Here is an 18,456-nt window from a genome sequence, read left to right on the forward strand (position 1 = left end):
GCAAGCCAATTAGCGAACGCGACACTGGAAGCGAATGACACCACCTTCAGCTTTGTCCAGTGGGTTAGCAATTTCCCACCGCAACAACTGGCTGCCGGCTTCGTTTGGCTGTGTCATGAACTGAGCATCGATACTGCACTGGGCCGAGCCTTCAATATATTCCAGACGTGGCGTCAGGTTATCGATGATCGTGACATTACCCATTTGCTGAGTACCGACATTGTCAAATCGCAAGGTGAACTCGACGATCTCGCCACTTTGAGCATCTCCCTTGTCGGCGACCTTAATCACACGCAGACGTGGCTCGCCTGGGATCTCAGACCACACAAACTCTTGTGGCGTGACTCCTTCCGCAACTTCGGAAGCTCGGCTCCCTTCTAACACGACTTGAACGCGTTGGTTCTTGGTCCAGGCGACTGCGTTCTGCAGGCTGGAGGAAAGGCGAGCCTTTTCTCCTTGCTCGAAGACACCATAACGAATGACGCTTAGGTTTTCGTAAGCTTTGAATTCTTCGATAAAGCGAGCCAGACGCTGGTTGTTGTAGAGATAGACGCCGGCAATATCTTCTTCCAAAGCGTTTGCCGCCTTACCACCCACCTGGCCACGCAAGGCCAACGGTTGAACAACACCGGCAGGTGTGCCGTTGTGTTGCTGATTGTTAAGCTTCAGATCAGCATCGAGCCCGGAGAGCTGACGTCCTAAGATGTCTTCGTTAAGCCCGGTCACCTTACGCACCGCAGCAAAACGAGGCGAGTAAACGCAAACGCGATTACTGGGCGTGACAATACGTTTGCCATCCAAGGTATCGTAGTGACCAATGGTGTCTTCCAAGTCGACGCCATGCACGCCGAAATCGCCGTCAACCTCGGCTCGCAAGTTTCGGTCGCCGCCGTCGTACAAATATTCATCTTCGGGCCAACAAGGCCCAGCGCGATAGGGGACCCCAGCGGCTTGGCAAGCCTGGCATCCACCAACGGTATCGCCATGCATGCAAATGGAACTGGGATGCTGACAACCAGGACCACATTGTGGCATGACTTGCCCACGTGGAAACGCATAGCTGATCGGCTGGGTGGGAACCGGCATTTGAGCCGCAGCAGGCTGAGCGGAAACGGGCATCTCGGCAGAAGTACGCTGAATGCCGGTCGCGGGATATGCAGGCCTTGCTCCAGCAGTATTCACGGCCGATTGAGGAGCCCGAAACGTTTCGCCTTGGAAACGAGGCTGAAAACTCGGCTGTCCATTGTATCCGCTATCGGGAATTGATTGCCCCGAAGCAGGGGAGGGGGCCGAACTGTACTCGTAGGCCGGGTAGGGCTGATTAAAAACCATCCCTGGTTCCGGTTGCCCCGGATTCTGTTCCTTTTGCTTCGCCTGGCGATTAAGCGAACAGGCCGAAAATGCCGCACTGCAAGTGAGCAGCAAGGTGCAGGAAACGATCTTTTGCAGAGCAAAGTTTGTTTTCATCGAGCGTGGCTTCCGTCATCTATCGCTGCGAAGGGTACATGGCTTGCGGAGGCATGTTCGTGTGCGGCACGGCATAAGGATACGGCTGCCCCGCAGTAGGTGGCACCGCATATTGCGGCATCATCGCTCGCCGAGCCTGCATGGCAGCGGCATCGGTCGGGGCAGGGCCCATCGGTACCTGCACGCCACCTTCCGGTGGTTCTGGCACGTTGCCGAATAGTTGAATCGGTGGCGATTGGTAGGTGAATTCGCCCGGCAAATCGTCCGCTGTCGGGCGGCGCGAACCTAACCGCAAAATGGCGACCGGGCGTCCTAAGACATCGGCAGTGACAATCGGATCTTGCCCGGCCTCTACTTCAAACCACGGCTGAAAGCTGGGCTGGTATCGATTGGGAATCGCCGTACGAGGGTTTTCGAGATAAACCACACGCGTCACAAATTTTCCGTCCAGGGCAAACTGAAGTTCTTCCTGGGTGATATGAATTGGAATGGGATATTGCAGTTCCAAGCCAGCCGGTGGATAGGTTCGATCGATGACTTCGACCGTCGGAAAAAGTTCCGCGCCAGGCTGTAAAGGAATTTGAGAGATGCGGAAGCGATACACGGCGCCAATCAAACAACCGAACGTTTGTGGCGCAGGCATATCTTCGGTAAAGTTCCCATCAACCACCGGAGCAATGGTCGTTCCCTCCGGCAAGACCAGCTTCACTGGCTGAACATAGCCAGGAATACCGCGGCCCTTGATGTTCTGCAGTTGGCCAATCGCTCCAGGAGCGAGACGCTCGGTGAAGAGAGGCACCGCTCCGGTTTGAGCTCGGCCGACGTTCGACGCGGCGAGCACCATGAGGGTGGCCAGCAGCAAGATGCTTTGTTGTCGTATATGTTTCACGGCGATCTTCTTCCCTGAAGGTCTGCGTGAGATCGGGGGATGGAAAACGGTTGGCTTGGAATGTTTAGGCTTATTCGCCTTCCAGGCCCGGTTCTCGCTCCATGGAAGTAGGGTCGCGGATGTTTCTCCGCGACCCTGCTCCATTGCCATGGAGAATGGTCAGGTCAGCTTGTGCGGTGCAGGGCACCACTGACCATTTTTCTTAGTAACCGCCCTGGGCGGGAACGAATTGGTGCATATCCGAGATCGGCTGCTTCATGTTTGGCGAAGGATGGATATTCTCTTCGGTAATCCAAGCACGGTTTGGCGGAGTCGGGTAGCTCAGACCTGGACGCTGCTTCACGTGGATAGCCACTTTCGGCGTCGGTCCTGGAATGTGCATGTGCGTGTGATTCTTGATCACATGCTTCTGCAGACCAGCAGGTCCACCCAGCGGAATGTGCGGTGGGCCAGGCAATCCGATCGGTGTACCGGTGATCGGCATCCCGTAGGAAGGCGTGGTCACGCCGGCAACATAAGGAACCGCGTATGGGTTCGGTGTGGCAGCCGACATTCCCGGAGGCGGAGGCGAACCAGCACCCATCGGACCACAGTAAGCAGCCCCTGCCGCTGGAACACCCATCGGCACTCCACCAGCCATTAGGCCTTCCAGTTCTTCACCAGGTACTTCCAAGTCTTTGTTACCCAAGCGAATGATGGCCATGATCGAACCACGACGGTCTGCTTCGACAATCGGGTCGACGCCTGGATCCAAGCGAGTCGAGACCAAAGTTTCGACGTTGGCCAGGGCCAGCTCTTGGTAGTTCGGATCCGGCAGGTAAATTACCTTGGTCACATAAGTACCACTTCGCACTTGAGCGAAGTCATCTTCCGTGAACTGAACCGGAATGGCGTTGTGTGCCAGGAAGGCTTCGGTTCGCGGCGTGGCGAAACCTACTTCCAGAGTCGGGTACAACTCGACGCCTGGTTGGCCTTCGATGTTCGAGATCTTCAGGCGATAGATACCGCCTTGTGGGAAGTTCTTGGAGAACGGCACGACTTTCGGTTCCGAATCGTACATGCCAATTCCGCCAATATCCCAACTAACCTGCATCCCGTCGGGCGAGACGAACCGCACTTGGCTGGTCCAACTCGGTGCCGGCATCTGAGGCACCATTCCCGGAGCGATTGGCATGTTGGCCGAGACCTGTTGAATCGGCGGCGGTGCGACGACTCCTGGTCCTGGTCCACCCACACCTGGGCCCGGTTGCATAAGTTGCTGTGCCGGAGGCAGGTTATGTCCCCCGACGGCCTGACAGCCAACACCGGCTACAGCCGTCAGGAGCGTCAAGGTCCACATCCACAATGTTTGTTTCATGATTTCCCCCTCACTAGACCCTTGCTGCCGCGCCTTTGCGGCGTTCTCCATGGCAAGAGCGGAGATCCTCTCAGGTATTCATACGTGACGAATGGTTGCGAGCGGTTTCGGACTACGTCTCCGTTTAGTTCCAAGGAACCTTACGAATGACGTGGACCCAGCCTCAGGGAAACCCTTACAATCCCCTGCGTCGAGTTTCGCAACCGTGCTAAACCCTACGCAGCGCAAGAATATCCCTGTTGCCAATATTGTTCGGCGCAGCAGGACAGGTTTCTTTGGGAAAACCGTCAAATCCCCGCAATGAAAGATAATCGCTTCAAATTAACAGCCATCGCCGCAATAGCATTGCTAGCGGTTGGCGTCGGTTTAGGGGCTGCTTCACAACGTTTTCGTGGTGAAGCAAACCCAACATCCAGGGCAGGGGGGGGCAGCGAAAGCCAGAACCCTTTGCATCTCAACATCCCACAGCTACTTGCGAACGTCATTCAACGCTGGCAGCAACAAGATGGACTGACTGCCGACGTGGTATGGCAAGTTGACTTGTTCGGTCAAACGATTCACGGTACCGGTGAATATACGCAGACCGGGCGCGGACGTTCACAACGTCACGGTCTTTCTCTGCGCGGTGCTGATTCGGCGAGTTCCATTCAACTGCAGCAAGCAGTGCTATCAACTGCGCCGGTGCTGTGGACTCAGTGGAAAACGAATATCGAAGAGTCGGCATCGATGATTCGCTTAAACGAAATCACTTCGGTCGACCCTAACATGCCCCGTGCTGGCATCGCGCACTTAATCTGGCGTTTGCAAAACACCTACGACTTCAATACGGTCCAGCACATTCGCCAGGGAGAGAAACTGTTCCTGCTGCTTCAAGGAATCAAGAAAGCCGGAAAAGAACAAGAGATGAACCTCTTGCCATTTCTGAAATCAGAAGCCGATGGCATCTCGATCTTGCTAGACGCATCGACCGGCTTTCCGCATCGCTTGCAGTGGGAAACGCTCCATGATTCACGGCGCGTGCCTATCGTGAAAGTCGATCTGATACACATCCGGGGCCAGGTTTCCGCCAATACAGAGCTTCTTCAACCCAAGACCATTGTTCCAGACGCCAAAGACCAAACCGAAACCTATCGGCTGGCTGTCTCGTCCGGGGCAGGGGGGCGATACTGATGCGTGGCGTAGTTCAACGAGTCTCGGAAGCCCATGTCAAAGTCGATGGACAAGTCGTCGGCCAGATCGCCCAGGGCCTGGTGGTCTTACTAGGCGTGGCCGAAGGAGACACGGCAGCCGACTTGAAGTACCTCGTCGAAAAGACGATTCACCTGCGGATCTTCGAAGACGAAGATGGCAAAATGAACCGCAGCGTGCTAGATATCGGTGGCAGCATTCTGGCGATCAGTCAGTTCACGCTGCTGGGTGATTGCCGGAAAGGACGCCGTCCTAGTTTCATTACCGCCGCCAAACCGGAAGAGGCCAACGCGCTGTATGAAGAGTACGTGCGTCTAGTTCGCGAGCAAGGCCTTGCGGTCGAGACGGGTATCTTTCGTGCCGACATGAAAGTTCACTTGGTGAACGATGGCCCCGTGACGATGATTCTTGATAGCACCAAGACGCTCTAAGTGCTAGCGATTGAATGTTGGCACCTGCTCGGTAGCGATTTGAGGCGTTTGCTGCTGAGGCAGAGGTTCCTCAACAAGCTGTTGCTGCATTTCTTGTGGCGATCGATGAAAGCGGTAATGCTGCATCATAACAGGATCACCGACAGCAATAAAAATAAGCAGTATTAGCTTGCTATAGGTTGATACATTCGACCATATACTCTTGGGATACCAGAACTTAATTGCCGTCCCAAACGACTTCTTGAAGTGAAAGTGGGTTCCTTTCCACTCGACGCTCCAAATTTCATCTAAGATCAAATGCACCATGAAACCAATGAACACGGCGGCACTTTTGAAAATGCGAACTTCCAGGTTCTCGCCAGAGACAACTAAGAACGCTAGCAGCGTGCAGGAAATCGCCGCCGGGATGCTGTGCCACATACCGCGATGAACCGTGTAGCGTTTGAAAATCTCGACGACGCCAAAACGGATGGTGATGTAAACCAACAGACCAGCTAATGCGATGGCTTCCGCATTAAGCCCCATATGCTGAAAGCGATCGACCATCAGCATCGGTACCACAGCCGCCAAGAGCGAACTCGTCTCGCGAAGTGGTCGGCCTGAGCCGGAATCGAGATCTGGCAAGATGCCGGCGATACTGCAAAGCGAGGTCGCCAACATGCAAGTAATCACGCGTGCTGGTTCAGGCGTATCGAGCAACGCGTAGCCAGCGAAACCAACGCCAACGCCCACCACGGTGCTTGTTGCAATGTGTGTGTTGAAGTCGGCCATCGATTCTCTGCCTCAAAAAAAGTTTTGCTAGCCCCCCTGCCAGAGCACACATTTTTGGGGTCCGGTTTCCATACGGATGCTGCTTCAGCAAGAGTTCGCCTCTTGTACCGAAATTCGGTCGTTCGATTCCAGACCAGCTTCGCACCAACTGCTAGCAGCTGCGGAAAGTGACCTTCGGGTTTCCGTTGCTTGTGCGTATACTTTCCCGACTTCGATGGGCGAAGTTTTCAGAGGCTACGGAACAGCGAATTATGGTTACCTACGATTTCATCATGCTGGCAATTCTCACAGGCGCCGTCTTGTGGGGTTTGTACAAAGGGATGGCCTGGCAGATTGCCTCGATTGCTTCGCTGGTCGTGAGCTATTTCGTTTCGATGCATTTCCGCGAACAAGTTGCCACGGCACTTGGCCTGCAACCACCTTGGGGAAACCTGGCAGCGATGCTGGGGATCTACATCGGTACTTCGATGGTCATCTGGGTGAGCTTCTCGTTGGTCAAGAAGACACTCGACAACTGGGCCCTGAAAGATTGGGACCGTCAGGTTGGTGCTGGCATTGGTTTCGCAAAAGGTGTGCTTCTGTGCATCATTGTGACCATGTTCGCAGTCGCCATGACCAAAGATCAAAGCCGCCAGCAAATCGTTCAATCGAAGTCAGGCTATTACATCACCAAAACCATCCACACACTGCACGGCGTGATGCCAGCCGAGGTAAACGAAGTTGTGGGACCGTTTATCAAACGATACGACGAACGAATCAACGGACAGAACCCAGACTGGTTCGCTGACACCGAAAACGGTTCCAGCGGGGGAGGCACAACCACAATCGACCCCGCGAAGTTCAATCTCCAGCAAGAGTTCCAGAACTTCAAATCGAACGTCCAAAATCAGATTCAAAACAAGCTTCAAAACGAGGCTCAGAACCAAGCCAATCAGGTTCAGAATTTCGTGAATCAGTCGATCGAGAATCCACAAAATATCCAGTCGAATTGGCAGCAGTACTCAGGCCAATATCAGCAACCGCCACAAGGCTATTATCCGCCAGCGATGAACGTCCCGGCGAACCAGCAACCGGGCTACCCGCAGTATGGTCAGCCCCAGCAACCAGGACCTTACGCACCACAGCGATGAGCCACGCCAACCAAGCCTCCGCCAGCCCCATTCCCTACATCAGGGAAGCAGGGGACCGAAATCGGGAAATGTGTATCTCCCGGTAAAAATAAGGGCCGAACCGAACATAACAAACATTATCGGACGTTGCAGTGGGGGTTCTATAGAGGCCAGGTAATCTGCTGCTGAGCCCTACTCTCCCATGAACTTCATTGCCAACGAGCAAGAAGTCGCCTCCGAGAATCTCTTCTAGCGCGTTGGAGATCATTTCGTGTCTCAATCATCGTCCGCGTTCTCGCTGCGTCGATTTCAGCCCAGGTTTCGAAGACCGAATTCGAAACGAAAAAGCCGCCACGAAAAGGATTCGCGGCGGCTAAATTTGGAAATGAATTTCGTTGCCGAAACTAGTTGCTGCTAGCTGGCCGGCTCACCTTCGGTGGCTTCCATTTCGCGTTCCAGATAAACGCCCATTTGGCGGAACTTGTTGTAGCGTCCTTCGACCAACTCATCGGTCGGCTTGGCGAGCAATTCGTTGACCGTCTTGGTCAGATACATCTTCAGCCGTGCGGCCATCTGGTGATGATCTCGATGGGCACCTCCCAGCGGCTCTTCGATCACGTCGTCAACGATTCCAAACTTTGGCAGATACTTCGAGGTGAACTTCAGCGCCTCGGCAGCCTTGGCTTTGAACTCGTGACTCTTCCACAGAATGCCAGCACAACCTTCCGGGCTGATCACTGAATAGTAAGCATGCTGCAGCATGGCCGTCCGGTCTGCCACGCCAATCCCCAGCGCGCCGCCGGAACCGCCTTCACCAATGACGACCGAAATGATGGGCGTCTTCAAGCGAGACATCACGAACATAGAATCGGCAATCGCCATGGCCTGGCCACGCTCTTCAGCACCGACGCCTGGGTACGCGCCTGGCGTGTCGATGAATGTGATCACCGGCAAGTTGTACTTCTCGGCGAGCTGCATCTTTTCGATCGCCTTGCGGTAACCTTCTGGATGAGCACAACCGAAAAAGCATTCGCTACGTTCTTTGAGGTCACGCCCTTTGAAGTGACCAATGAACATCACCTTGTGCTTGTCGAGCTTAGCGAAGCCCGTTCGCAGCGCACGATCGTCACCGAACTTGCGATCACCATGCAGCTCGACAAACTCGTCGAATACCAAGTTCAAGTAATCGGCCGACTGCGGACGTTTCTGATGCCGCGCAACTTCCACCGTTTGCCACGGCGATAGGTCGCCGTAGACTTCACGAATGGTGTCGGTTAGCTGTTTACGCACATTACGGATCTCGTCATGGCGATCGGGCGAGTCGTTCTTAGACGACTCTAACTCTTTCAGTTGATTCTCGAGAGTTTCGATCGACTGTTCAAAGTCGAGATAGATCGAGGTGCTCATGAAGGCTTTCAGTGCTCCAGGCAATGGAAAAAATGCCAAGTCAGTTGGCGACTATGCGTCGCCTGACTCCGTGGATGAATCGTCGCCACTTGCCGCCGCTTCTTGCTTTTCTCGCTGAGCGAGTGAAGCCGGTTTGCGGGGTGGAATGCGGTACATTTTGGTGTTCTTCAGCAACTTAACGAACTCCTCCATTGTATCCGGACGCTGCGCCGGATCTTTGGCCATGGTTCGCTCAATCAATGCCGAAAACTCGGCCGTGACATTGTTGTTGGCTGCTTGCAGCGATGGGACCGCTGCCCGCAAGTGCTTGTCTAATAGGTGATCAGGGCTGGTTGCCGTATAGGGAACTTTGCCGCTAATAAGTTCAAAGACCGTACAGCCATAGCAATACATATCGGCTCGGCCATCTAAGGTCTTACCACGAATCTGCTCAGGAGACATATAACTACGCGTCCCCTGCACATTGCCTTTCACCCTAGAACCACCGCCAAACAACTTAGCGAGGCCGGTCTTCTTTTTCTGCGCGATCGAGAAGTCGATCAGCTTGACGTTGCCTTCCGTATCTAACAGAAAATTATCAGGCTTCACGTCGCAATGAATCCATCCTTGCTCGTGCATATAGCCGAGCCCCCTGGCCCCATCTTCGACAATCTTGGGGGTCCAATAGGCGAGCTCTTCCACCCCTTCGCGAATGGCCATCTTCATATTTCGCGAGATACAAAACTCAAGGCACAAGTAAGAGAGCCCTCGAAAGCTATCGAACTCATAGACATGAATCACGTATGGATGGTCGAAGGTCGAAGCCACCGTATGTTCGTGCTTCAGCGCCGCGATTTCTGCTTTGTCTTTAAGGTAGTTATCACGCAAGGCCTTGATCGCGACTCGGCGATTGTCCATGTCGTGGATTGCTTCCCAGACTTGGCAAGTTTGGCTTGCGCGTAGCATTCGCACCAAGCGGTACGGACCGATGAAGTTTCTTCCTGCAGTAGCCACCGATGAGAATATCCGTGCGGAGGAGTTGCCCCTGTTGTTCCGAATGCCATGCCGAATCGACAGACTTCTTAATCTTAACCTAATCGTTCGGGTTTCAAAAGAGTGAACCATCACCCAAAACGACGTAACCGCTTTATATTTACATGTTTACGCAATATCACGCCCATTCGATTGAAGCACTTCTTGATAAATTTTGCGCAATATGCGGGTCATAACTTGGTGTGGAAACACCTTGCGGCAACGTTCCCGCCCTTCTTCACCCAGCTTCTGGCGTAGTTCTTGGTCCTGACAAAGCTCGACCAAGGCCGACGTCAACTGCGGTACATCCCCTGGCGGAATCAAAAAACCTGTCTCCCGGTTTATCACGACTTCGCGGGCCCCGTCGATATCGAAGCTCACCGCTGGCTTGCCTGACAGCAGTGCTTGCGGCAATGCCCGAGCGAGTCCTTCTCGCAAGCTAGTGTGTACAAGCACATCCATCGCCGAGATGTACTTAGGAATCTCTTTTGGTGGAACCAGCCCCACGAGAATGAAATGATCCTGCAGGCCAGCGGCACGAATATCGCTCTCGTACTGCTCACGCAGAATGCCATCCCCCACAAACAGAAATTTCGCCTGAGGGCATTGGGCAACCACCTGTTTGGCTGCCTCGATCACGTACTCGTGACCTTTCAGATGAAACAAGCGGGCAATCTTTCCGATGACCACGTCCCCTGCCCCGATGCCAAGCTCGGCTCTGGTTGCTGCGCGCAGTTGGTCGCTTGCTAAGAACGGCTCGACTTCCATCCCACTGTAAACGGTGACAAACTTTTCTCGCGGCGCGACCTTGGCTTCGACCAACAAATCGGTCATGGCGTCGGCCACACTGACCAACTTGTGGCACTGCCGCGCGGCGTAGCGTTCGCAGGCGATAAAGAACTTTCGCGCGAGCGCGGATTGGTACGGATGAAATGGCGCACCATGCACCGTATGAATGACGGCCGGGACGTTTAACGCCATCGCCCCCCTTCTCCCCAACATGCCCCCCTTCGCGCTATGCGTGTGGACCACATCAGGCTGAAACTCTTTAATGGCCGCTTTGACTTCCCGATAACCTTTCCAATCGGTGACTGGATGGATGTTGCGAACCAAGTGCGGTAACTCTTTCACCGGGAGACCTTGGGCGTGCGCCTGGTCGAGCAAGTTCCCTTCCGGGCCGAGACTCGGGCCGGTGATCAACAGCACATCGTCTCCGTAATCGCGAATAAGATCCAAGCAGTTGTAGAGCGTGTTCTCTTGCGCGCCGCCGATAATCATCCGAGTAATCACATGGGCAACACGCATTGGCGACTCCACTTTCGTTTCGATCTATTCGTGAGGTGGATAGTGTACTTGCAGCAAATAGAGACCATGGGCCGGCGCGGTCATGCCAGCTTGTAGGCGATCGCACGAAGCAATGATCGCAGCCATGGAATCAGCGGGGCGCTTCCCCTGCCCTATTTCAACCAGCGTCCCGGCAATGATGCGGACCATGTTGTACAGAAACCCGGTCGCTTCGACCTCGATAAAAATCTTGCGTCGTTCTTCTGCGTCGTGCAACTGAACCGTCGCATCCAACATCGTACGAACTGTTGATCGTCGCGGTGAACCGGTTGCTTGAAACGCGGCGAAATCATGTTCCCCGATCAACGCCTGGGCTGCGTTTTGCATCGATTCGACATCGAGAATACGTTTCACGAACCAAGCATGCTTCAAGGCAAAAGGGTCGTTGATTCGCCCTGGCTGAAGAACGTAACGATAACGCTTCGAGAGCGCATCGTTGATCGGTCGAAACGAGGTCGGCACGTCACACGCATGCCGCACAACAATGTCATGCGGCAACGTGGCGTTCAATGCCTTGCGAAAGACGTCGGCTGGCATGCTGCTGCCGGTATGAAAACTGGCAACTTGGCCCCACGCATGAACACCGGCATCGGTTCGCCCACTGCCACTGATATGAACTGCTTCGCCACTGATTTTCTGAATGGCAGCTTCCAGCGCAGATTGAATCGTCGGGCCCGTGCGTTGCGTTTGCCAACCTTGGTATCTGGTGCCATCGTAGGCAACCGTTAGCTTAATGCAGCGGCCAGAAGACTTGGCCGCCGCATGCCCCGATTCTTCCATCAAGCAGCCAATCTTTAGACGGCAGCCTGGCTGCGAACTAACAGTTCAGCGATCTGCACAGCGTTGGTTGCGGCTCCCTTGCGGAGGTTGTCGCTAACGCACCAGAACGTCAGTCCGTTGGGGCTGGAAAGGTCTTTGCGGATACGACCGATGAAGACGTCGTTCTTGTTCGTGCAGTTGATTGGCATCGGGTACTCCCCTGCCCCGAGATTATCGACCACGGTAATCCCGTCAGTCTTCTCGAACAGCTCACGAGCTTCCGCGACGGAAATGGGACGCTCCGTTTCGACCAAGATCGTTTCGCTATGGCAATTGGTCACCGGCACACGGACACAGGTTGGGCAAACCTGAATCGAATCGTCGCCAAAGATCTTTTGCGTCTCGTACACCATCTTCATTTCTTCCGAGGTGTAGCCTTCGTACTTTTCGCTACCAATCTGCGGAATCAAGTTGAAAGCAATTTGGTGCTTGAAGGCCTGGTACTCGTACGGGGTTTGGTTCAGAACCGATTTAGCCCCTTCCACCAGATCCTGTTCGCCGGCCACCCCTGCCCCGCTGGTCGCTTGGTAGGTGGAAACAACCACTCGCTTGATCTTGGCAGCGTCGTGCAGCGGCTTCATGGCCACAACCATTTGCGTGGTCGAGCAGTTGGGACTGCTGATGATGCCCTTATGGTTTTGAATTGCTTCCGGATTGACTTCCGGCACAACCAGTGGCACGTCTTCCTTCATCCGCCAGTAACCACTTTCGTCGACGACAATACAACCACGTTCGACCGCCCAAGGCGCGAACTCGGCAGCGGCATCGTCCGGAGTGCTACCGATCGCGATATCGACCCCTTCAAAAGACTCTGGCGTCAGTTCTTCGACCGTATGCGTTTGACCGTTGAACGTGATTTCTGTGCCTGCCGAACGTTTGGAAGCGAGGAATTTGATCGTTTTGTAGGGGAACTTTCGTTCTTCCAATAGCTGACGAATCAGACGTCCTACGGCTCCGGTGGCTCCAACAATGGCCAGATTTTCGTACACGGGAAACTACCTATCAGGTTAAACAAACTACCTAAACGGATGCATGCGTGCATCCGAAACCCACATTATAGATTCCCCAACCACGACACTTCAACGCGTAATGGGGTTCATTCGGGCCCTAGCCCCTGCCCTGCATTGCCTTGCTTGGGGATTTCAAATTTCGTAAATGGTGCCCTTTCATCGCATTACCGCGATGTCAGTCCCATTCCAATTCTTTTGGGAATTTCTATCGTTTTCCCTCAGATACAACCACTTGCCCGAGCAACTAGGCCGTCACCGTTGCCGCAGATTCGGTTTTGCCCAACCGTTTGCGGAGTCCGGCTTCGACTTCGCGAATTACCCACGGGCTCACAAACGCGAAATTACCGACCAACATGATCAAGCCAAACGTGATCATCCCCATGCAGATTGCAATACCCAAGTGCAACGGCACCGCCAGGGCAAGCACGATCGGGCGAGTGAGCCGAGGCCAAACCAGGGCGCAGTAACTGATTTCCCAAGCCAACGAAACCTGAGTCATCAACGCGATCAACAGCGGGTAGCTGGCCAGCCAGGTCATGTCGAGCGATTGATATTCGCTGTTAGCGACTGCTCCCCACAATGCCGTTCCCTCCCACCAAGTATCGCCCAGCAGCTTACCGGTTCCGGCGAAAAGATAGATGACGCACATGTGCAGTTGAATTAAGCGAATCGACACATTCGCGGCTGTGCTGGTGGTTGGCAGGTCACGTTTCGGATAGCGTCGTTTTTCGAGCCAGCGATCTAAGCTGAACGCCTCCCCTGCCCCGCCTAGCATCAAATACATCGCCAGCATCACGTTGATTTGATCGAGCCCAAACAATGCCCCAGGCGCGCGATGTACGTAACTAACGGCGATAATAAACGCCAGCACACTGGTCACCTTCGACCATAACCCCAACGCAAACATCAGCAGCACGACCAAGCCAATGATATGCACCAGCCACAGCATCGATGGGTTTCCATCGAATACCGGTAAATAGCTGAACGCGAAGTCGCTTCCTCGGTGCATTCGATCTACTAAGTCGGGGGTGAACCTCCCCTGCTCTCCCATGAAGCCATTCAGGTCGATCGACCAAACCAAATGGGTATAGAACAGCATGCTGCCGGCGAAGATCCGAATCAAACCGAGCGTGGCCGGGTCGGTTGGTGTAAACCAAAACCAGTTCCAGCCGTCGACGACACCCCGATAAAGTTCGCGAAAGTAAACAGTAATCATTCGCGATCCTCCGGCTGAACCGTGTACACGCCAAGTACCACTTCCTCGTACAAACTAGGGTCGCTCAAAGGACGCCCTTTGGCGACATCCTCGGGCAGCGGTATGGCATGTTGCATCATTACAATACGTATCTTCGCGGCTTCAGGATGCAGCCTGGCCAAATGGCGAGAGATCGAATCCAAGTAGGCATTCCGCAAATTAACCGCCGATTGGTAATCGGCATGAACTGCCGGTGGTGCCTCTTTCGGTGGTGGCTGATCCGAGATGTTCGCCATGTTGAACAGCGACTCGCTGATCATGAAGTGGCGATGGTACAGCAGCCGTGGCCAATGCTCTTGCAGATTCGGGAAAGTTCCTTCGCCGATTTCCTGATCGTCTTCGTCTAGCAGTTCGTACCGAATCAAATGGCTAGGGCCTGGGTTGGGAGCGAAAAAGCGGTAGCCGTGATCTTTGAGAAAGGTGGCGTTTAAATACGGTTCGAGAACCGCTTCGGCTTGTCGGGCCCAGATGCTTGAGGGAGGCGGCGAAGCGCACGGCCCCACAAACAGTGCTGTCAAATGAATCAGCAGCAGCACACTTACCAAACGGCGAAAGCCAACACTCCAAGTTGGCTTGGGCGGGGGCGATGCGGGAGGCGGCGGACTGTTTTGGGGACGATCGTTCATGGTACTTTCCCTATCGACCAAAACGCGGCTGCGTCTGTCTGAAAAAGGTGTACGCCTGAACTTGCTATATACCCATAGAAAAACCCTCGCGAAAGGTTTTCCCATCGCGAGGGTTTTGTCGTTTAGTCAAACTTTTTCGATCAGGCTCTTCTTAGAGCGAAGCCACCGAGTCGGTGCTGAAATCGAAGGTGATTTCCTGGTTGTCACCACCGGTCAGGTCAATGACCTTACGCTTGGTGATCGGCGTCCCATTGCGAAGAACGGTCACGACGATGTCGTAGTTCTTCCAAGTTTCGCCAGGAGCCAACGTGGAAGTGCTGAAGATCCGCTGTTCGCCCAGCGTTTGCATTTCGTTGCCAGCGAGGACAACCGATGCGTTCTTCGGAACGTTCAGCGTAACCTTGGTTTCAACCGGCTTGCCCACAACTTGGGTGTCTGGCGTAGCCGTTGGGTCAAAGTTGAACTCGACATTCTTCGTATCGCCACTGTTCAGCTTGATGGTCTTCACTTCGCTAACCATCCGACCATCGACACGCATTTCGGCACGAATTTCGTACTCGAACGAGTAGCCTGGTTCCAGATCGCGGGAAACAAAGCGACGCATGTTACCGGTGCTGGTGGTGGCTTGGTTGTTGACGAAAATCTTGGCGTCGGCAGGCACATTGACGTTAATGACCGCATCGTTGGCTTGATAGCTCGCAGGCGCTGCCGGGGTCATTGGTGTCATGGGCATTTCGGTTCCCGGCGTTATCGGAGCTTCCATCGCAGGAGCTGCTTCGATCGGGGTGTAATACTGGTAGATACCGCTTGAACCGCCGCTGCTGCCGCCGCTCGATGCACCACTGCTACCGCCACTCGAAGCACCGCTGGAACCCCAGCCGCCGCTGCTACCGCCACTGGAACCCCACGAGCGTTTCGCTGCATGATGGCTGAACAAACCGCCACCGCTGCTGCCGCCGCTGGAACCCCAGCTTCCGCTGCTGCTACCCGAGCTGCCGTATACCTTGGCGGCGCGGTGATTATCCCACCAACGCTGGAAGACCCCGCCGCGCCAGCTTCCGCTGGAACCGTACGAGCCACTGCTCGCACCGCTGCTGCCGCTGCTGCCACTCCAGTAGGAACCACTTGAACCCCCGCTGGAACCGCCGCTCGATCCACCACTGGACCCGCCGCTAGATCCCCACGAACCCCAATTTGCCTTTGCCTGGCCTGCGGTGGTAAACATTACCGCACATGCCAACGCTCCGGCCAACGCGAACTTTCGGCCAATGCTTTTCATACCCGGATTAACTCCAAACTATCGTTTCCAAACACGTGATCTTGCACTCATTGCGTGGCTAGCACCAAGCTACCCTTCATGAACTTAGCAAGTGTAGCCTTCAATTCAAGGAGATTGGGTAATTTTTGCCGAATACAGAGAATTTAGAGGAAGGAACTCGCATTCTCGAAAAAACGTTGCCAGATAAGCACTTAGAGCGAGAACATTTCTCGCAAGTGCAATTGGCGCAGCGGTTGTGGACATCTAGTGAACGGCTTCAATGCTGACATTATCCACGTACATGGTACCAACCGCCCCAAAAGTGCTAATTCGAAAAAGAGCCTCCCTTGCTGTGGGGGGGACTGAAAAGGTTTTCTCCACCTCGTGCCAATCCTTTGTCCCTATAAAAGGGCCTAAGGCAGATCGGCCAACTTCCCGCCGCTGTTCGTCGTAGTAGCTGATCACCAGCAATGGTGCTAGCGTCCGATCGTTCCCCAGCCCAATGCTATCGGTTTTAACCCAACTTTTGATGGTCAACCGATGCACTTGCCGGCCATCCAGTGCCAACCCTTGCAGAGCCAAAGCAACCCGTCCCGGGTCGCGGTTTGAAAGCTTCAAGCAATGCGAGCCGCTCGGCGAACTGGTATCTTCCACAAGTTCCAACTGGCGTTGGTAGTACCAACCTGGCACGGTGCCGTTTTCTGCTAGGGGTTGTTCGAAATCACCATTTTCCAGATGGGGATTCGCCGGATCAGGCTTCACTTCGCGTCGATCTTCCGCTTCCCCGGTCATCGGCACAAACAATGTTGGTCGCAGTGGATCGGCTTCGAGCTTGCCATCTTTCTTGGTGAACAGGACCAACGTCTGCTGATAACGTTCTCCCACAGGAATGACCATCCGTCCCCCTTCCCGCAATTGATCGACCAGCGGTTGGGGGACATTCTCAGGCGAGCAGGTCACAATAATCTTGTCGAACGGGGCATGCTCTGGCCATCCGAGGTAGCCGTCCCCCACTTTCGTGTGAACGTTGTCGTAGCCGAGCCGCTGCAACGTGCGTGCTGCTTTGCGGCCCAAAACTTCCTTGATTTCAATACTGTAAACATCTTTCACCAACGGACTAAGGACAGCGGCCTGATAACCACTACCGGTACCAATCTCTAGCACCTTATCGGTAGGCTTCGTTTCAAGCGACTCGGTCATATAGGCGACAATGAACGGAGAAGAAATCGTCTGGTCTTCTCCGATCGGCAACGCCATGTCGTAATAGGCCTGGGCACGCTGCGGAGCAGATACAAACTCGTGCCGCTGGGTATCGCGAATCGATTGAATCACCCGCGGATCCTTCACCCCGTTCGCCACAATGGCGGTATCAACTAATTGATTTCGCGCGGCCTCGAAAGGGTCGCGTGCCTCCACGGGACGAGCGTATCCCAAGACAAACAACGTGGAAGAAATCAACCAAACTAGCGTAGAAATAGATCGGGTCATCACACTTCTTTTGAGGAGGGTGAGAAGATATTCTGGGGGTACGGGCACTTCCTATTATAGGTTCCGAGCTCTAAAAATCGGAACTTTTCGCCACTTTTTTGCCTAGCAAGATGCTCGGCAGCCCAGTCACTTGCTTCTGTTGGGAAGAAACCGAGAATGAACCGTTTGCCTCGCCCTCCCCTGCCCCATATCCCCAGTGAAAGAACTGACACATGCGTCAAAATCCTGTCAAAGCGAAATTGCGTGCCGGTGAACCGACCTTTGGAACGTGGTTGACGCTGGGCGACCTCTACGCGACACGGGTGTTGGCCCGCATGAGTTGGGATTGGCTAACACTGGATCTTGAGCACTCGGCCATCGATTGGGCCCAAGCCACGATGATTTTCGGCGCGGTGGCCGATGCCGGGTGTGTCCCGTTGGCACGTATTCCGGATGGCGACCACACAACCATTAAACGAACGCTTGATGCCGGCGCATGGGGGATAGTTGTGCCGATGGTCGATACGGTCGAACAAGCCCAAGCTGCCATTGCTGCGGCCAAGTACCCACCGCTGGGCAACCGCAGTGTTGGTGGTGGGATGCACGCGATGAACTTCGGCGCGACTGCCGGCGACTATTACGCCAAAGCGAACGACGAAATTTTGGTCGTGCTGCAAACCGAGAGCCCAACCGGAGTGGCGAACGCGGAAGAAATCTACGCTTTGCCTGGCTGCGATGCTATTTTCGTCGGCCCGAACGACCTACGAGCCCAAATGCGTTCTGCCGCTGGAACCGACCCTACGCCGGAAGAACATGAAGCGATGATTCAACGCGTGATAGAGGCCGGCAAGAAGGTCAACTGTCCGACCGGCATGCACACGATGGAGCCAGAAGAAGCGTTGCAACGTGCTGCCGAAGGGATGCAATTTTTGGCTGTAGGAAGCGATCTGCGGATGATGACGGTTTACGCTCAGCAGTCGCTTAAGAAGATTCGTCCTGATGGCGACGAGCGTGATCTGGCCCGTTATTAATCCTTACTTGCCCGCG

The 18,456-nt window shown here is 54.5% G+C and carries 17 protein-coding genes; 4 read left to right on the plus strand and 13 right to left on the minus strand.

Features of this window, described 5'->3' with window-relative positions:
- Nucleotides 1-9 precede the first annotated feature (9 nt).
- From DTL42_RS22175 to DTL42_RS22185, 3 genes are all read right to left on the minus strand, one after another.
- The gene (locus DTL42_RS22175; protein ID WP_114372306.1) at nt 10-1,467 is read right to left on the minus strand and encodes a DUF11 domain-containing protein; all 1,458 of its coding nucleotides are present in this window, start codon (nt 1,465-1,467) and stop codon (nt 10-12) included.
- Between the two features lie 19 nt (nt 1,468-1,486).
- Nucleotides 1,487-2,356, minus strand: coding sequence for a hypothetical protein (locus DTL42_RS22180; protein ID WP_114372308.1), 870 nt, complete (start codon nt 2,354-2,356; stop codon nt 1,487-1,489).
- Nucleotides 2,357-2,558: 202 nt separating this feature from the next.
- Entirely contained in the window at nt 2,559-3,713 is a 1,155-nt protein-coding gene (locus DTL42_RS22185; RefSeq protein ID WP_425305531.1) for a hypothetical protein, read from the minus strand.
- A 300-nt stretch (nt 3,714-4,013) separates the two neighbouring features.
- On the opposite strand from DTL42_RS22185, the gene DTL42_RS22190 reads away from it, so the two are divergent.
- Both DTL42_RS22190 and dtd read left to right on the plus strand, forming a co-directional pair.
- Nucleotides 4,014-4,883 carry a hypothetical protein gene (locus DTL42_RS22190; protein ID WP_114372310.1) on the plus strand — a complete coding sequence of 290 codons (870 nt, stop codon included), beginning with the start codon at nt 4,014-4,016 and terminating at the stop codon, nt 4,881-4,883.
- On the plus strand, nt 4,883-5,332 hold the full coding sequence (gene dtd, locus DTL42_RS22195; RefSeq protein ID WP_114372313.1) for a D-aminoacyl-tRNA deacylase: 450 nt from the start codon (nt 4,883-4,885) through the stop codon (nt 5,330-5,332). The genes DTL42_RS22190 and dtd overlap by 1 nt, the downstream gene beginning before the upstream one ends.
- A 3-nt stretch (nt 5,333-5,335) precedes the next feature.
- Here the strand turns inward: dtd and DTL42_RS22200 are convergent, their stop codons facing one another.
- Complete coding sequence (locus tag DTL42_RS22200) at nt 5,336-6,103, minus strand: metal-dependent hydrolase (protein ID WP_114372315.1); 768 nt, start codon at nt 6,101-6,103, stop codon at nt 5,336-5,338.
- 251 nt (nt 6,104-6,354) lie between these two features.
- Between DTL42_RS22200 and DTL42_RS22205 the strand changes: the two genes are divergently transcribed.
- Nucleotides 6,355-7,233: a CvpA family protein gene (locus DTL42_RS22205; RefSeq protein WP_114372317.1), complete on the plus strand. Its 879-nt coding sequence runs from the start codon at nt 6,355-6,357 to the stop codon at nt 7,231-7,233.
- A gap of 393 nt (nt 7,234-7,626) precedes the next feature.
- Here DTL42_RS22205 and DTL42_RS22210 read toward each other — a convergent pair whose 3' ends face one another.
- The 9 genes from DTL42_RS22210 to DTL42_RS22250 all read right to left on the minus strand — a co-directional run bounded on the left by DTL42_RS22210 (nt 7,627) and on the right by DTL42_RS22250 (nt 17,430).
- Nucleotides 7,627-8,619: an acetyl-CoA carboxylase carboxyltransferase subunit alpha gene (locus DTL42_RS22210; protein WP_114372319.1), complete on the minus strand. Its 993-nt coding sequence runs from the start codon at nt 8,617-8,619 to the stop codon at nt 7,627-7,629.
- Nucleotides 8,620-8,670: 51 nt separating this feature from the next.
- Complete coding sequence (locus DTL42_RS22215) at nt 8,671-9,723, minus strand: serine/threonine protein kinase (RefSeq protein WP_114372321.1); 1,053 nt, start codon at nt 9,721-9,723, stop codon at nt 8,671-8,673.
- 36 nt (nt 9,724-9,759) lie between these two features.
- Nucleotides 9,760-10,935 (minus strand): glycosyltransferase family 4 protein, encoded by a 1,176-nt coding sequence (locus tag DTL42_RS22220; protein ID WP_114372323.1) that lies wholly within the window; start codon nt 10,933-10,935, stop codon nt 9,760-9,762.
- 24 nt (nt 10,936-10,959) lie between these two features.
- Nucleotides 10,960-11,754, minus strand: a complete 795-nt coding sequence (truA, locus tag DTL42_RS22225) for a tRNA pseudouridine(38-40) synthase TruA (protein ID WP_114372325.1) — start codon at nt 11,752-11,754, stop codon at nt 10,960-10,962.
- Between the two features lie 14 nt (nt 11,755-11,768).
- Nucleotides 11,769-12,782, minus strand: coding sequence for an aspartate-semialdehyde dehydrogenase (locus DTL42_RS22230; RefSeq protein ID WP_114372328.1), 1,014 nt, complete (start codon nt 12,780-12,782; stop codon nt 11,769-11,771).
- A gap of 265 nt (nt 12,783-13,047) precedes the next feature.
- The gene (locus DTL42_RS22235) at nt 13,048-14,019 is read right to left on the minus strand and encodes an HTTM domain-containing protein (RefSeq protein WP_114372330.1); all 972 of its coding nucleotides are present in this window, start codon (nt 14,017-14,019) and stop codon (nt 13,048-13,050) included.
- Nucleotides 14,016-14,684, minus strand: a complete 669-nt coding sequence (locus DTL42_RS22240; RefSeq protein WP_114372332.1) for a hypothetical protein — start codon at nt 14,682-14,684, stop codon at nt 14,016-14,018. Before DTL42_RS22240 ends, DTL42_RS22235 begins: the two co-directional genes overlap by 4 nt.
- A 151-nt stretch (nt 14,685-14,835) precedes the next feature.
- On the minus strand, nt 14,836-15,963 hold the full coding sequence (locus tag DTL42_RS22245; protein ID WP_114372334.1) for a TIGR03000 domain-containing protein: 1,128 nt from the start codon (nt 15,961-15,963) through the stop codon (nt 14,836-14,838).
- Between the two features lie 243 nt (nt 15,964-16,206).
- Entirely contained in the window at nt 16,207-17,430 is a 1,224-nt protein-coding gene (locus DTL42_RS22250; protein ID WP_114372336.1) for a protein-L-isoaspartate(D-aspartate) O-methyltransferase, read from the minus strand.
- A gap of 212 nt (nt 17,431-17,642) precedes the next feature.
- Between DTL42_RS22250 and DTL42_RS22255 the strand changes: the two genes are divergently transcribed.
- Complete coding sequence (locus DTL42_RS22255) at nt 17,643-18,440, plus strand: HpcH/HpaI aldolase family protein (protein WP_114372338.1); 798 nt, start codon at nt 17,643-17,645, stop codon at nt 18,438-18,440.
- The last annotated feature ends 16 nt before the right edge of the window (nt 18,441-18,456 follow it).

This window comes from Bremerella cremea, assembly GCF_003335505.1.
GTDB classification, from domain to species: domain Bacteria; phylum Planctomycetota; class Planctomycetia; order Pirellulales; family Pirellulaceae; genus Bremerella; species Bremerella cremea_A.

Coding starts and splice junctions, on each gene's coding strand:
- DTL42_RS22175 (WP_114372306.1), bottom strand. CDS start 1,467: ATGAAAACAAACTTTGCTCTGCAAAAGATCGTTTCCTGCACCTTGCTG.
- DTL42_RS22185 (WP_425305531.1), bottom strand. CDS start 3,713: ATGAAACAAACATTGTGGATGTGGACCTTGACGCTCCTGACGGCTGTA.
- DTL42_RS22190 (WP_114372310.1), top strand. CDS start 4,014: ATGAAAGATAATCGCTTCAAATTAACAGCCATCGCCGCAATAGCATTG.
- dtd (WP_114372313.1), top strand. CDS start 4,883: ATGCGTGGCGTAGTTCAACGAGTCTCGGAAGCCCATGTCAAAGTCGAT.
- DTL42_RS22200 (WP_114372315.1), bottom strand. CDS start 6,103: ATGGCCGACTTCAACACACACATTGCAACAAGCACCGTGGTGGGCGTT.
- DTL42_RS22205 (WP_114372317.1), top strand. CDS start 6,355: ATGGTTACCTACGATTTCATCATGCTGGCAATTCTCACAGGCGCCGTC.
- DTL42_RS22210 (WP_114372319.1), bottom strand. CDS start 8,619: ATGAGCACCTCGATCTATCTCGACTTTGAACAGTCGATCGAAACTCTC.
- DTL42_RS22215 (WP_114372321.1), bottom strand. CDS start 9,723: ATGGTTCACTCTTTTGAAACCCGAACGATTAGGTTAAGATTAAGAAGT.
- DTL42_RS22220 (WP_114372323.1), bottom strand. CDS start 10,935: ATGCGTGTTGCCCATGTGATTACTCGGATGATTATCGGCGGCGCGCAA.
- truA (WP_114372325.1), bottom strand. CDS start 11,754: ATGGAAGAATCGGGGCATGCGGCGGCCAAGTCTTCTGGCCGCTGCATT.
- DTL42_RS22235 (WP_114372330.1), bottom strand. CDS start 14,019: ATGATTACTGTTTACTTTCGCGAACTTTATCGGGGTGTCGTCGACGGC.
- DTL42_RS22240 (WP_114372332.1), bottom strand. CDS start 14,684: ATGAACGATCGTCCCCAAAACAGTCCGCCGCCTCCCGCATCGCCCCCG.
- DTL42_RS22245 (WP_114372334.1), bottom strand. CDS start 15,963: ATGAAAAGCATTGGCCGAAAGTTCGCGTTGGCCGGAGCGTTGGCATGT.
- DTL42_RS22250 (WP_114372336.1), bottom strand. CDS start 17,430: ATGACCCGATCTATTTCTACGCTAGTTTGGTTGATTTCTTCCACGTTG.
- DTL42_RS22255 (WP_114372338.1), top strand. CDS start 17,643: ATGCGTCAAAATCCTGTCAAAGCGAAATTGCGTGCCGGTGAACCGACC.